Here is an 11,504-nt window from a genome sequence, read left to right as displayed (position 1 = left end):
CGAGTTCTCCGAACCCGTGCCCTCGCGCCGGATAGGCTCGGGGAGTGACGACGTATCTCCTCGCCGGCGGTGGCACCGCCGGCCACGTCAACCCGCTTCTCGCTGTCGCCGACGCACTGCGCGACCGCGACCCCGGCGCCGAGGTCCTCGTGCTCGGCACGCGCGAGGGCCTCGAGTCCCGGCTCGTCCCCGAGCGCGGGTACGAGCTGCTCATCGTCGACAAGGTGCCGTTCCCGAGGCGGCCGAACCGGGCCGCCGTGGCGTTCCCGGCACGGTTCCGCCGAGCCATCGGGCAGGTCCGCGCCCACATCGCCTCCCGGAGCGTCGACGTCGTCGTCGGCTTCGGCGGCTACGCGTCGGCCCCGGCGTATGTCGCCGCACGCCGCGAACGGGTGCCGGTCGTCGTCCACGAGGCCAACGCCCGCCCGGGGCTCGCGAACATCCTCGGGGCGCGCCGCGCCGCCGGTGTCGGGGTCGCCTTCGAGGGCACGCCGCTGCGTCGATCGAGGGTCGTGGGGATGCCGCTGCGCCGCGAGATCGTGACGCTCGACCGACAGGCGCTGCGCGCCGAGGCGGCCGAGCACTTCGGGCTCGACGCGTCGCACCCCGTGCTCCTCGTCTTCGGAGGCTCGCTGGGCGCACGGCGGCTGAACGAGGCGTTCGGCGAGGGGCACGACGCCGCCTGGCGCGATGTGCTCGCCGCCGGCTGGCAGCTGCTGCACGCCACGGGCGAACGATTGGAACTGGCCGATCCCGCCGCCGACGGCTACGCCGTGCGGCGCTACCTCGACCGCATGGACCTCGCGTTCGCGCTCGCGGACGTCGTCGTCTCGCGCGCGGGCGCCGCCACCGTGAGCGAGATCAGCGCGCTGGGAATCCCCGCGGTGTACGTGCCGTACGCGGTGGGCAACGGCGAGCAGGCGCTCAATGCGGCGTCCGCGGTGCGCGCCGGAGCGGCGGTGCTGATCCCGGATGCCGAGTTCACGGGTGCCCGCGTGCGGTCCGAGGTCGTGCCGCTGCTGGCCGACGAGACGGCGCGCGCCCGCATGGCCGAGGCCGCGGCATCCGTCGGCACCCGCACCGGAACCGAAAACGTCGTCGCGATGATCGACGAGGCCCTCGCACGACGCTGACGCGTCGCGATCCTCACGCGGTGGTCGTGTCGGGCGAGCGCAGGGCGGCCGTCACCACCGCGAGCGCCTCGTCGGTGTCGAGGCGCAGGTCGCGCACCTGTGCGGCGAACGCGGCGGCGGCACGTTGCAGCTGCTGGCGGGCGGGGTCGGCGTCGAACGCGACGAACGTGCCGTTGCGTCCGCGGGTCTCGATGATGCCGGACGCCTCGAGCTCGCGGTACGCGCGAGCGACCGTGCCCGGTGCGACCCCGAGGTCGTCGGCGAGGCGGCGGACGGTGGGCAGGCGCTGGCCCGGAGCCAGCTCACCCGTGGTCACCGCATCCAGCACCTGGCTGCGAAGCTGCTCGAACGGCGGGACCGCGGACGACGGGTCGATGAGGATCATGCCGGGCCTCCCATGGCGATCGGATACGGCGGGACGTTCGAGCGCAGGGGCGGAGGATAGAGCGCCGCGGGCATCGTTCCCTGCCCCAAGGGCAGAAGCGCCTGCAGAACGCACACTCCCCACCACGGGAACTGCTGCAGGAAGGTGACCACTGTCGGCTCAGTCGCCGATACGGCCTGGAAGATGAGGAATGACGCGGACAGTCCGAGCGGCAGCCAGGCCGTCACCGCCGTGGACATGCGCAACGCCCCGAGCGTGTCCGCGCGGAAGATGTCGTTCCACGCCAGCTCGAGTTCGTCGTGCGCGCGCCGTGGCTGCGCGAGCACGCGAGCCTCGATCACTCGCGTTCCCACCGCGACGACCAGGGCGAGTGCCATCGAGGAGTAGATGAGGACCGCGGCCATCGAGGGGGCACGCCAGAGCCCGCCCGCTTCGCCTGCGCCGAAGAGCACCACCGACCCTGCTGCGGCGACGAGCAGGAGTGGCGCGGGGAGACGTCGCCAGGGCTGCAGGTAGTCCCGGATCGTGAGGTCGCGAACGTGCGCGACCCGCGGAGCCGCCGGCGCGACTTCGAACAGCTGACCCCGCACGTTCACGACCACTGCCGTTGCGCTCAGTGCGCACATCAGCATCGTGACGGTCACCACCCAGATCACCTGCGGCGACGCCACGACTCCCGGGTTGAGGAGCAGCAGGCCTGTCACTGCCATCACACCGAGCAACGCCCACATGTTGGCTCGCATCTGCGTTCTCAGGCGTGACGCCACCTTGCCCGCTGTCAGTTCGGATCCGAACGGGAGCCTGGCACGCACGGAGTACGCGTGAGCGCGCGTGTGGCCATAAGCGGGTCCGCGCGTCGCAACCAGTGCGACCGCGGGAACAGCGAGGAGGATGCCGACGAACAGAAAGGTGAACGCCGCGATCGGCATCTCGAACGAGAACTCCACGTCTCCGATTGTGTCGACCTCTGTGACAATGTGTCAATACATAGGCGTCGATCCGCACGCGGGCTGCGCCAGCGCGCCGGGGCCGCGGCATCCGTCACCCAACTTAGGATTGGACGGTCATGATCAGACCCGATCTCAGCCTTCCCATCCCCGAGAGCATCGGGGCCGCCCACTTCATCGGAATCGGCGGCTCCGGCATGTCCGGGCTCGCGCGCATGTTCCTCGAGCGCGGCATCCGCGTGTCGGGTTCCGATCGCGCCGACAGCACGGCGCTGCGCGAGCTCGCCGAGCTCGGCGCCACCGTGCACGTCGGGCACGACGCCGCGAACCTCGGCGACGACGTCGACACCGTCGTGCACACCGGGGCGATCTGGCCTGAGAACCCCGAGTTCGTCCTGGCGAAGCAGCGCGGACTGCATGTCATCCACCGGTCGCAGGCACTGTACTGGCTGATCGGCGGCCGCCGCCTGGTCTCGGTCGCCGGCGCGCACGGCAAGACGACGTCGACCGGGATGATCGTCACCGCGCTGCGCGACCTCGGTGTGCAGCCGACGTTCGTCAACGGCGGCGTCATCGCCCAGCTGGGCGTGTCGAGCGGCACCGGCTCGGACGAGCTCTTCGTCATCGAGGCCGACGAATCCGACGGCACGTTCCTGCTGTACGACACCTCGGTCGCGCTCGTCACGAACGTCGACCCCGACCACCTCGATCACTGGGGCACCCGCGACGCGTTCTACGCGGCGTTCGCACGCTTCGCGAACGAGGCGCGGGAAGCCGTCGTCATCTCGTCCGACGACGCGGGCGCCCGCATCGTCGCCGAGCAGCTGACCCACCCGCACGTCGTGACCTTCGGCGAGGCGCCCGACGCGACCGTGCGCGTGAGCGACATCGTCACCGAGGGTCCGGTGTCGTTCGCGATCACGTACGAGGGCGAGACGGTCAGCGCCCAGCTACCCATCCCCGGCGCTCACAACGCCGTCAACGCCGCCGGCGCGGTCGCCGTGCTGCTGACGCTCGGACACGGGCTCGAGGCATCCGTCCGCGCCGTCGAGGGCTTCGCCGGCACGGTGCGGCGTTTCGAGCTGCACGGCGTGGAGCGGGGTGTCAGCGTCTACGACGACTACGCGCACCACCCCACCGAGGTCGCCGCGGCGCTCGCCGCCGCGCGCAGCGTCGTCGGCGACGGGCGCATCATCGCCATCCAGCAGCCGCACACCTACTCGCGCACGCAGGAGATGTACCGCGAGTTCGCAGAGGTGCTGGAACAGCACGCCGACCACACGGTGATGCTCGACGTCTACGGGGCGCGCGAGGATCCGGTACCCGGTGTGACCGGCGAGCTCGTCAGCGGCGCCTTCGACGACCCGTCGCACGTGCACTATGTGCCCGACTGGCAGGAGGCGGCGGACTACACGGCCTCGATCGCGCGCGAGGGCGACTACGTCATCACCCTCGGTTGCGGCAACGTGCACCTCATCATCCCGCAGGTGCTCGACGCGCTCGCGAGCAGCGGCTCGGGGGCAGGGGAGTAGCGCCGCATGCGCCGTCCGTCGCCGTTGCCGCAGCCGCCCGCGCCGAGCGCGCCGAGCGCGCAGCGGGAACGCGAACGCCGCGACGCGCCCGGCGGCGCGGACGCCGCCACGGGACCGGACGACGAGGCGACGCTCCTTACGGCGGCCGCGGTCGCTTCCAGCGTGTCGAGCGGAGCCGCCGGCCCCGCGAGCCCGGACTCGGCGCCCGACGTCGACGCCGCGCCGGAGCTGACCGCTCCCGTGATCCCGCTCGGTGACAAGGCGTCGCGTCCTCGGCTCGACGGGCTCGAGGCGGCGACCGCCGACGATCCTGCCGACGATCCCGTGGCGGCGAACGTCGGCCTGCGCGACGTCTGGAGAGCGTCGCGGGCGCGTCGCAAAGCGCTCCGGGCCGAGATCCGCCGCTTCACGGTGCGGCAGCGACGTCGGCGAGCGCTGTGGCTCGGTGTCGCGGCATCCGTCGTCGTGCTGGCACTCGGCACGATCGGCGCCGCGTACAGTCCGCTGTTCGCCGTGGAGCGGATCGTGGTCACCGGCGCCCAGCAGTTGAACCCCGACGACATCGTGGGCGCGCTCGAGGGTCAGGTCGGTACGCCGATGGCCCTCATCGACGAGAGCGCCGTCAAAGCCGAGCTCGTCGGCTTTCCGCTCATCGAGACGTACGCGCTCGAGGCGCGGCCACCGCACGAGCTCGTGATCAGGATCGTCGAGCGGACCCCGATCGGGCTCATCGAGACCCGCGCGGGGTACACGCTGGTGGATGCGGCCGGCGTCGCGCTGTCGACGACGGCGGCCCCGAGCCCCGGAACACCGATCCTCGAGATCACGGGCGGCGTCGACTCGGACGCCTTCGCCGCCGCCGGCCAGGTGATGCGCTCGCTTCCCGCCGACATCCGCGCGCAGGTGACCGCGGTGTCGGCATCGACTCCCGACGACGTGACGCTCACGCTCGGCGGGGCCAACAGCCAGGTCGTGTGGGGGAGCGCCGAGCGGTCGGCGGAGAAGGCGCTCGCTCTGCAGCGCATGATGCTGTCGCACCCGCCGGCGGACGTCACGGCCTACGACGTCTCGTCTCCCGACGCCGTCGTCATACGCTGACCCGCCTCCGTGGGCTCCCCGCCGGCCAGTTCGCGACCGGTTTGCCGCGACACGCCGTGGGCCTCCGGGCGCATGCCCGGCATCGTCCTACTTTCGAGATCAGGAATTGCATACCGGGCAATTCTTTATACCTCTACTAGAGGTTGAAGGTTAGCAAGGTCCAGGGCTACGGAGGCCGGCATGAGCCAGAACCAGAACTACCTCGCCGTGATCAAGGTCGTCGGCGTCGGCGGCGGCGGCGTCAACGCGGTCAACCGCATGATCGAGCTCGGTTTGCGGGGCGTCGAGTTCATCGCGATCAACACCGACGCCCAGGCGCTGCTCATGAGCGACGCCGACGTCAAGCTCGACGTCGGGCGCGAGCTCACCCGCGGGCTCGGCGCAGGAGCCGACCCTGAAGTGGGTCGCCGCGCTGCCGAAGACCACGCGGAAGAGATCGAGGAGGCCCTGCGCGGCGCCGACATGGTCTTCGTCACCGCTGGCGAAGGCGGCGGTACCGGCACGGGCGGCGCCCCCGTGGTGGCCAAGATCGCGAAGTCGATCGGCGCGCTCACCATCGGTGTCGTGACCAAGCCCTTCTCGTTCGAGGGACGCCGCCGTCAGCAGCAGGCCGAGACCGGCGTCGGCAAGCTGAAGGAAGAGGTCGACACCCTCATCGTGGTGCCGAACGACCGGCTGCTCGAGATCAGCGACCGCGGCATCTCGATGATCGAGGCGTTCGCGACGGCCGACCAGGTGCTCCTCGCCGGTGTGCAGGGCATCACCGACTTGATCACCACACCCGGTCTCATCAACCTCGACTTCGCCGACGTCAAGTCCGTCATGCAGGGCGCAGGCTCCGCGCTCATGGGCATCGGGTCGGCGCGCGGCGCCGACCGCGCGATCAAGGCGGCCGAGCTCGCCGTCGAGTCGCCGCTGCTCGAGGCATCCATCGAGGGCGCGCACGGCGTGCTGCTGTCGATCCAGGGCGGCTCCAACCTCGGGATCTTCGAGATCAACGACGCCGCCCAGCTGGTCAAGGAAGCCGCTCACCCCGAGGCGAACATCATCTTCGGAACCGTGATCGACGACACCCTCGGCGACGAGGTCCGCGTGACGGTGATCGCCGCGGGCTTCGACGGCGGCGAGCCGCAGACGCGCATCGAGCCGATGTCGGCGTCGCGCGTCGTCTCGGCGCCCGCGCTGCCGGTGACCCCTGCCGAAGAGGCCGCGAAGGACCGCGACGCCGACCCCGAGCCCGTCTCGCACGGCGCCCCGGTGCCGGTCGGCGCTTCGTCGGATTCGTCGTTCGACTCGGCGTTCGGCGACGACGACCTCGACATCCCCGACTTCCTGAAGTAGTCGGTCGACAGGCTCAGGAACCGTGGGAGACCTGCGCGCACGCCTCGAGGAGGTCGACCGACGGATCGCGGATGCGGCACGTGCGGCGGGGCGCGATCCGTCGGAGCTCACGCGCATCGTCGTGACGAAGTTCCATCCCGCGTCGCTCGTCGAAGACCTGTACCGGCTCGGCGTGCGCGACGTGGGCGAGAACCGGCAGCAGGAGTTCAGCCGCAAAGCGGCGGAGGTCGCCCACCTCGACGGGCTGCGGTGGCACTTCATCGGTCAGGCGCAGACCAACAAGGCGCGCGCGATCCGGGCTGCGGCATCCGTCGTCCACTCCGTCGATCGCGCGCGGCTCGCCGACGCGCTGCACGCCGCCGCAGCGGACGACGACCCGGTGCTCGACGTGCTGCTGCAGGTCAATCTCACCGACGACCCCGGACGCGGCGGCGTGGCACCCGACGGACTCGCCGCCCTCGCCGAGCACGCCGCAGGACTGCCGACGCTGCGGGTACGCGGCGTCATGGCCGTCGCCCCGATCGATGAGCCGCCGGCGCCCGCGTTCGAGCGGCTGCGGGACTGCGCGGCCGTCGTGCGCGCCACCGTGCCCGACGCCGGATGGATCTCTGCCGGCATGACCGCCGACTTCGCCGAGGCGATCGCGGCAGGCGCGACACACCTTCGGATCGGGTCGGCAATCACGGGTCCCCGGCCGGAACGCGGTTAACCTCGGAACAGATGAGCACTACGGAGGATGCGATGTCGAACCCGCTCAAGAAGACCATGGTGTACCTGGGCCTCGCCGACGAGGAAGAGGTCTACGACGAGCCCGCGCCGCAGCCGCGCTCCCGCACCTCCGAGAAGGCCGTCGAGAAGAGCGCGCCCGTGACGCCGATCCACCGCCCGGCGGTGGTCCGGCAGCCGGCGCCGTCCGCGATCAACGAGATCCTCACGGTCCACCCCAAGCAGTATCGCGACGCGCAGGTCATCGCCGAGAACTTCCGCGAGGGCGTTCCCGTCATCATCAACCTGTCGCAGATGAGCGACGCGGATGCCCGACGGCTCATCGACTTCGCCAGCGGGCTGTCGCTCGGCCTGTACGGCCGCATCGAGCGAGTCACGAGCAAGGTGTTCCTGCTCTCGCCCGAGAACGTGGCCGTGTCGGGCGACGGAGCGGTCGCTCAGGCGGATCCGGAGTCGGTTCCGTTCTCGCAGCCGTAATCTGGCTACGTGGCCGTCGTCCAACTCATCGCATCGATCCTCAACCTCGCACTCCTGCTGTACGTCTTCGTACTGCTGGCACGCCTGATCCTCGATTGGATCCCGTTCTTCAATCGCGAGTGGCGCCCGCGAGGCGCCGGGCTCGTCGCCGCCGAGATCATCTACACCGTCACCGATCCGCCGATCAAGCTGTTCCGCCGGTTCATCCCGCCGCTGCGCGTGGGTGCCATCGCGATCGACTTCGGCTTCGCGCTGACGATGCTGCTGTGCTTCATCCTGCTCAGCGTCACGCGCGCAATCGCGGCCTGACGCGGGATCGCCCGACCCGCGTCGCCGTCCTTCGACACTCCCAGAACCCGCGGCTATGCTTGCCTGATACGACCGGCCGCCCGGCGACCGGCACCGACATCGGCCAGCGACCAGAGCGCTCGAAAGAGGAATCACCATGGCATTGACCCCCGATGACGTCGTCACCAAGCAGTTCCAGCACGTTCGGTTCAAGGAGGGCTTCGACCCCGACGAGGTCGACGACTTCCTCGACGAGATCGTCGTCGAGTGGCGTAAGGCCCTCACCGAGAACGAGGAGCTCAAGGCCAAGCTTGCGGCGTACGAGTCGGGCGCCGCTCCCGCGCGCGCAGTCGAGCCCGCTCCGGCGCTCGCGCCGGTCGCCGAGGCCCCCACCGCCGCCGCACCCGTCGCGAGCGCCGGCATCATCGAGCTCGCGCAGCGCCTGCACGACGAGCACGTCGCCGAGGGCATCGCCCAGCGCGACCAGCTCATCGCCGACGCCAAGGCGCAGGCCGCTTCGATCGTCTCGGAGGCCGAGACGCGAGGACGCGAGGAGCTCGCCAAGCTCGACCGTGAGCGCTCGTCGCTCGAGGGCCGCATCTCGGAGCTCCGCAACTTCGAGCGCGACTACCGCGCACAGCTGCGCAGCTACATCGAGGGCAAGCTCCGCGACCTCGAGACCACCGCGACCTCTTCGGGTGCGCAGCCGGTCTCGGCCATCGGTCTCTAGGCCGAGGCGTTGGCAGGCCGACCCCGTTCCCTGAGCTCGTCGAAGGCTCGACAGGCGGCGGCCGGCATCACCATCGCGATCCTCGCGGTGGTGGTGCTGGCCGCCGACCAGTTCACCAAGCACCTCGCACTCGAGAACCTCCCGTACCAAGAGCCGGTGCCCGTCATCGGCGACTTCCTGATCCTCTATCTCACCAAGAACCCCGGTGCCGCCTTCTCGCTCGGCGAGGGTGTCACGTGGGTCTTCACGATCGCCCTGGCCGCGGTCGCGGTGGTGATCGGCTGGCTCGCCGTCACGCGCGTGCGCTCCCGGCTGTGGGCTGTCGCTCTGGGGCTGCTCCTGGGCGGAGTGCTCGGAAACCTCACCGATCGGCTCTTCCGTGAGCCGGGTTTCGCCGTCGGGCACGTGATCGACTTCATCAACACGCCGTGGATGTGGTTCTTCCCCGGTATGTCGCCGGCGATCTACAACGTGGCCGACATCTTCATCGTCTCGATGATGATCGGCGTCGCGATCCTCGTCCTCGCCGGCGTTCACCTGGACGGGTCGCGCGAAGCGCGCGGGCAGGGCGAGCAGACGGATGCCGCGGCATCCGACTCCCCGCAGACCGCCTCCGAGGACTGACGTGGAGTCCCGCAGCCTGCCCGTGCCCGACGGACTCGACGGGACGCGCGTCGACGCGGCTCTCGCGAAGATGCTCGGGTTCTCGCGCACGTTCGCGGCCGAGGTGGCCGAAGCCGGTGGCGTCACGATGGACGGACGCATGCTCGCGAAGTCCGACAAGCTGCGTGGCGGTGCATGGCTCGATGTGTCGTGGGCGCCGAAGGAGGAGCCCCGGGTCGTCCCGGTCGAGGTGCCCGACCTCGGCATCGCGTACGACGACGACGACATCGTCGTGGTCGACAAGCCCGCCGGCGTGGCGGCGCACCCCTCTCTCGGCTGGGACGGGCCGACCGTCCTGGGCGCCCTGGCGGCCGCGGGCTTCCGCATCGCGACGACAGGTGCCGCCGAGCGGCAGGGCGTCGTGCACCGCCTGGACGTGGGCACCAGCGGACTCATGGTCGTGGCCAAGACCGAGCGTGCGTACACGACCCTCAAGCGCGCGTTCAAAGAGCGCGAGGTCGACAAGATCTACCACGCCGTCGTGCAGGGGCATCCCGACCCGCTCGCCGGGACGATCGACGCGCCGATCGGACGGCATCCCACGCACTCGTGGAAGTTCGCGGTCACGCCGGACGGCAAGGACTCCGTCACCCACTACGAGACGCTGGAGGCGTTTCCGGGTGCATCGCTGCTCGAGATCCATCTCGAGACGGGGCGCACGCACCAGATCCGCGTCCACATGGCCGCGCACCGGCATCCGTGCGTCGGCGACCCCCTCTACGGCGCCGATCCGACGCTGTCGGCGCGACTCGGCCTCACCCGTCAGTGGCTGCACGCGCACGAGCTGTCGTTCGCCCACCCGTCGACGGGGGAGTGGGTGACCTTCACCTCGGGCTACCCGGCCGATCTGGCGCACGCCCTCGACGTGCTGCGCGGCGACTGAGCCCGGTCGGGGCCCGCCCCCTTTGCAGCGCTCGTCGATCCGCGAGAGTGCAGCTGGTGGACGAGGGCTAGGCAAACTCCCTACCCCTCGTCCACCAGGAGCACTCTCGCGGTCTAGCCCGGAGCCGGGGACGGGCCGGGACGGGGCCGGGGAGGGGACCGGGGAACGGGTGTCGGGGGCCTCGGCGACACTGGGGGCATGACGATCGACGTGAGGCCGGCCACCGTGTTCGAGGATGTCGCGACCATCATCGGCCCGAAGAACCCCGAGTCCAGCGTGTGCTTCTGCCTCAGCTACCGCATCCCGTCGAAGGAGGCGAACGCACTGCGCGGACCCGAGCGCGCCGAGCGCGTACGACGGCTCATGGACGAGGAGGGCCCGATCGGCGTGCTGGCGTACGACGGCGACGACGTCGTCGGGTGGGCAGCGGTCGCCCCGCGCACGCGCACGCACTTCGCGACGTTCCGCAAGATCCCCCATGTCGACGACCTCGACGTGTGGTCGCTGTGGTGCTTCCGCGTCCGGCCCGGCCACCGCAAGAAGGGCATCATGCACTCGCTGATCGAGGGAGCGGTGCGGTTCGCGAAGGATCAGGGGGCTCCCGCGATCGAGGGCTACCCCGTCGACAACGGCGACGCCCGCGTCGACCTCACGATGGCGTACGTCGGCACGCGTCGCCTCTTCGAGTCGGCGGGCTTCGTGAAGGCTGCCGACACCGAATCGGTGCTGTCGGGATTTCCGCGTGTGCTCATGCGGCGCGACCTCTAGCGTGGACGCGTGAACCACCTCCTGCAGCGACGCCTCGAGCGGGCGAACACGCTCTACCTCGACTTGCTCGACACGATGCCGCCCGAGCACCTCGGCTCCTACTTGCGCGACCTGCCGTCCGACACGATCGGGCACCAGCTGTGGTGCGTGCTCGGCGCCCGCGAGAGCTTCCCGAAGGCGGCTCGCGCCGGGGAGTGGCAGGGCTTCACGAGTCCGGTCGCCAGGGACGGGTCGACGGATGCCGCGACCCTCCGCTCCGCGTTCGTGCAGACCGCCGCCGACGTCGACGGGTGGGTCGCCGGCATCGACGCGGCCGACGAGGACTCGCTGCGCTACGTGCTCGCCCTGCTCGAGCACGAGACGCAGCACCAGGGTCAGCTCATCCGCTATCTGTACGGACTGGGCATCGACCGCCCGCACACGTGGCAGCAGCAATACGCCCTCGACGAGGACTTCTGAGATTCCGTGAACCGTCGTCGCGGCATCCGGCAACACCCGAGGTGAGCAGAGGACCCGCCGCGGGGATGAGCGGG

14 protein-coding genes are annotated in these 11,504 nt (G+C 70.6%); 12 read left to right on the top strand and 2 right to left on the bottom strand.

Going from position 1 to position 11,504, the window contains the following annotated elements:
- Positions 1 to 44 precede the first annotated feature (44 nt).
- Positions 45 to 1,133: a UDP-N-acetylglucosamine--N-acetylmuramyl-(pentapeptide) pyrophosphoryl-undecaprenol N-acetylglucosamine transferase gene (locus tag IM778_RS10045; protein ID WP_194408771.1), complete on the top strand. Its 1,089-nt coding sequence runs from the start codon at positions 45 to 47 to the stop codon at positions 1,131 to 1,133.
- Positions 1,134 to 1,146: 13 nt separating this feature from the next.
- Here the strand turns inward: IM778_RS10045 and IM778_RS10040 are convergent, their stop codons facing one another.
- Positions 1,147 to 1,518, bottom strand: coding sequence for a GntR family transcriptional regulator (locus IM778_RS10040; RefSeq protein ID WP_194408770.1), 372 nt, complete (start codon positions 1,516 to 1,518; stop codon positions 1,147 to 1,149).
- Positions 1,515 to 2,465, bottom strand: a complete 951-nt coding sequence (locus tag IM778_RS10035) for a hypothetical protein (protein WP_194408769.1) — start codon at positions 2,463 to 2,465, stop codon at positions 1,515 to 1,517. The genes IM778_RS10040 and IM778_RS10035 overlap by 4 nt, the downstream gene beginning before the upstream one ends.
- Before the next feature lie 119 nt (positions 2,466 to 2,584).
- Here IM778_RS10035 and murC point away from each other — a divergent pair, with 119 nt between their 5' ends.
- From murC to IM778_RS09980, 11 genes are all read left to right on the top strand, one after another.
- Positions 2,585 to 3,997, top strand: coding sequence for a UDP-N-acetylmuramate--L-alanine ligase (gene murC, locus IM778_RS10030; RefSeq protein WP_194408768.1), 1,413 nt, complete (start codon positions 2,585 to 2,587; stop codon positions 3,995 to 3,997).
- Positions 3,998 to 4,003: 6 nt separating this feature from the next.
- The gene (locus tag IM778_RS10025; protein WP_194408767.1) at positions 4,004 to 5,095 is read left to right on the top strand and encodes an FtsQ-type POTRA domain-containing protein; all 1,092 of its coding nucleotides are present in this window, start codon (positions 4,004 to 4,006) and stop codon (positions 5,093 to 5,095) included.
- Positions 5,096 to 5,275: 180 nt separating this feature from the next.
- Positions 5,276 to 6,436, top strand: coding sequence for a cell division protein FtsZ (gene ftsZ, locus IM778_RS10020; protein ID WP_194408766.1), 1,161 nt, complete (start codon positions 5,276 to 5,278; stop codon positions 6,434 to 6,436).
- 22 nt (positions 6,437 to 6,458) lie between these two features.
- A complete protein-coding gene (locus IM778_RS10015) occupies positions 6,459 to 7,145 on the top strand; it encodes a YggS family pyridoxal phosphate-dependent enzyme (RefSeq protein ID WP_194408765.1) in 687 nt (228 codons plus the stop codon).
- Between the two features lie 32 nt (positions 7,146 to 7,177).
- On the top strand, positions 7,178 to 7,639 hold the full coding sequence (locus tag IM778_RS10010) for a cell division protein SepF (protein ID WP_194411816.1): 462 nt from the start codon (positions 7,178 to 7,180) through the stop codon (positions 7,637 to 7,639).
- Between the two features lie 9 nt (positions 7,640 to 7,648).
- The gene (locus IM778_RS10005) at positions 7,649 to 7,948 is read left to right on the top strand and encodes a YggT family protein (protein ID WP_194408764.1); all 300 of its coding nucleotides are present in this window, start codon (positions 7,649 to 7,651) and stop codon (positions 7,946 to 7,948) included.
- A gap of 136 nt (positions 7,949 to 8,084) precedes the next feature.
- Positions 8,085 to 8,657, top strand: coding sequence for a DivIVA domain-containing protein (locus tag IM778_RS10000; RefSeq protein WP_194408763.1), 573 nt, complete (start codon positions 8,085 to 8,087; stop codon positions 8,655 to 8,657).
- A gap of 9 nt (positions 8,658 to 8,666) precedes the next feature.
- Entirely contained in the window at positions 8,667 to 9,281 is a 615-nt protein-coding gene (gene lspA / locus IM778_RS09995; protein WP_273541847.1) for a signal peptidase II, read from the top strand.
- Position 9,282: 1 nt separating this feature from the next.
- Complete coding sequence (locus IM778_RS09990; protein WP_194408762.1) at positions 9,283 to 10,203, top strand: RluA family pseudouridine synthase; 921 nt, start codon at positions 9,283 to 9,285, stop codon at positions 10,201 to 10,203.
- Between the two features lie 198 nt (positions 10,204 to 10,401).
- Positions 10,402 to 10,971: a GNAT family N-acetyltransferase gene (locus tag IM778_RS09985; protein WP_194408761.1), complete on the top strand. Its 570-nt coding sequence runs from the start codon at positions 10,402 to 10,404 to the stop codon at positions 10,969 to 10,971.
- 9 nt (positions 10,972 to 10,980) lie between these two features.
- Complete coding sequence (locus tag IM778_RS09980; protein ID WP_194408760.1) at positions 10,981 to 11,430, top strand: DinB family protein; 450 nt, start codon at positions 10,981 to 10,983, stop codon at positions 11,428 to 11,430.
- The last annotated feature ends 74 nt before the right edge of the window (positions 11,431 to 11,504 follow it).

It is taken from the genome of Microbacterium cremeum, from assembly GCF_015277855.1.
Taxonomy (GTDB): domain Bacteria; phylum Actinomycetota; class Actinomycetes; order Actinomycetales; family Microbacteriaceae; genus Microbacterium; species Microbacterium cremeum.
This window is presented reverse-complemented; position numbering and strand designations above follow the sequence as displayed.

Coding starts and splice junctions, on each gene's coding strand:
- IM778_RS10000 (WP_194408763.1), top strand. CDS start 8,085: ATGGCATTGACCCCCGATGACGTCGTCACCAAGCAGTTCCAGCACGTT.
- IM778_RS10010 (WP_194411816.1), top strand. CDS start 7,178: ATGTCGAACCCGCTCAAGAAGACCATGGTGTACCTGGGCCTCGCCGAC.
- IM778_RS10025 (WP_194408767.1), top strand. CDS start 4,004: ATGCGCCGTCCGTCGCCGTTGCCGCAGCCGCCCGCGCCGAGCGCGCCG.
- IM778_RS10040 (WP_194408770.1), bottom strand. CDS start 1,518: ATGATCCTCATCGACCCGTCGTCCGCGGTCCCGCCGTTCGAGCAGCTT.
- ftsZ (WP_194408766.1), top strand. CDS start 5,276: ATGAGCCAGAACCAGAACTACCTCGCCGTGATCAAGGTCGTCGGCGTC.
- IM778_RS09985 (WP_194408761.1), top strand. CDS start 10,402: ATGACGATCGACGTGAGGCCGGCCACCGTGTTCGAGGATGTCGCGACC.
- murC (WP_194408768.1), top strand. CDS start 2,585: ATGATCAGACCCGATCTCAGCCTTCCCATCCCCGAGAGCATCGGGGCC.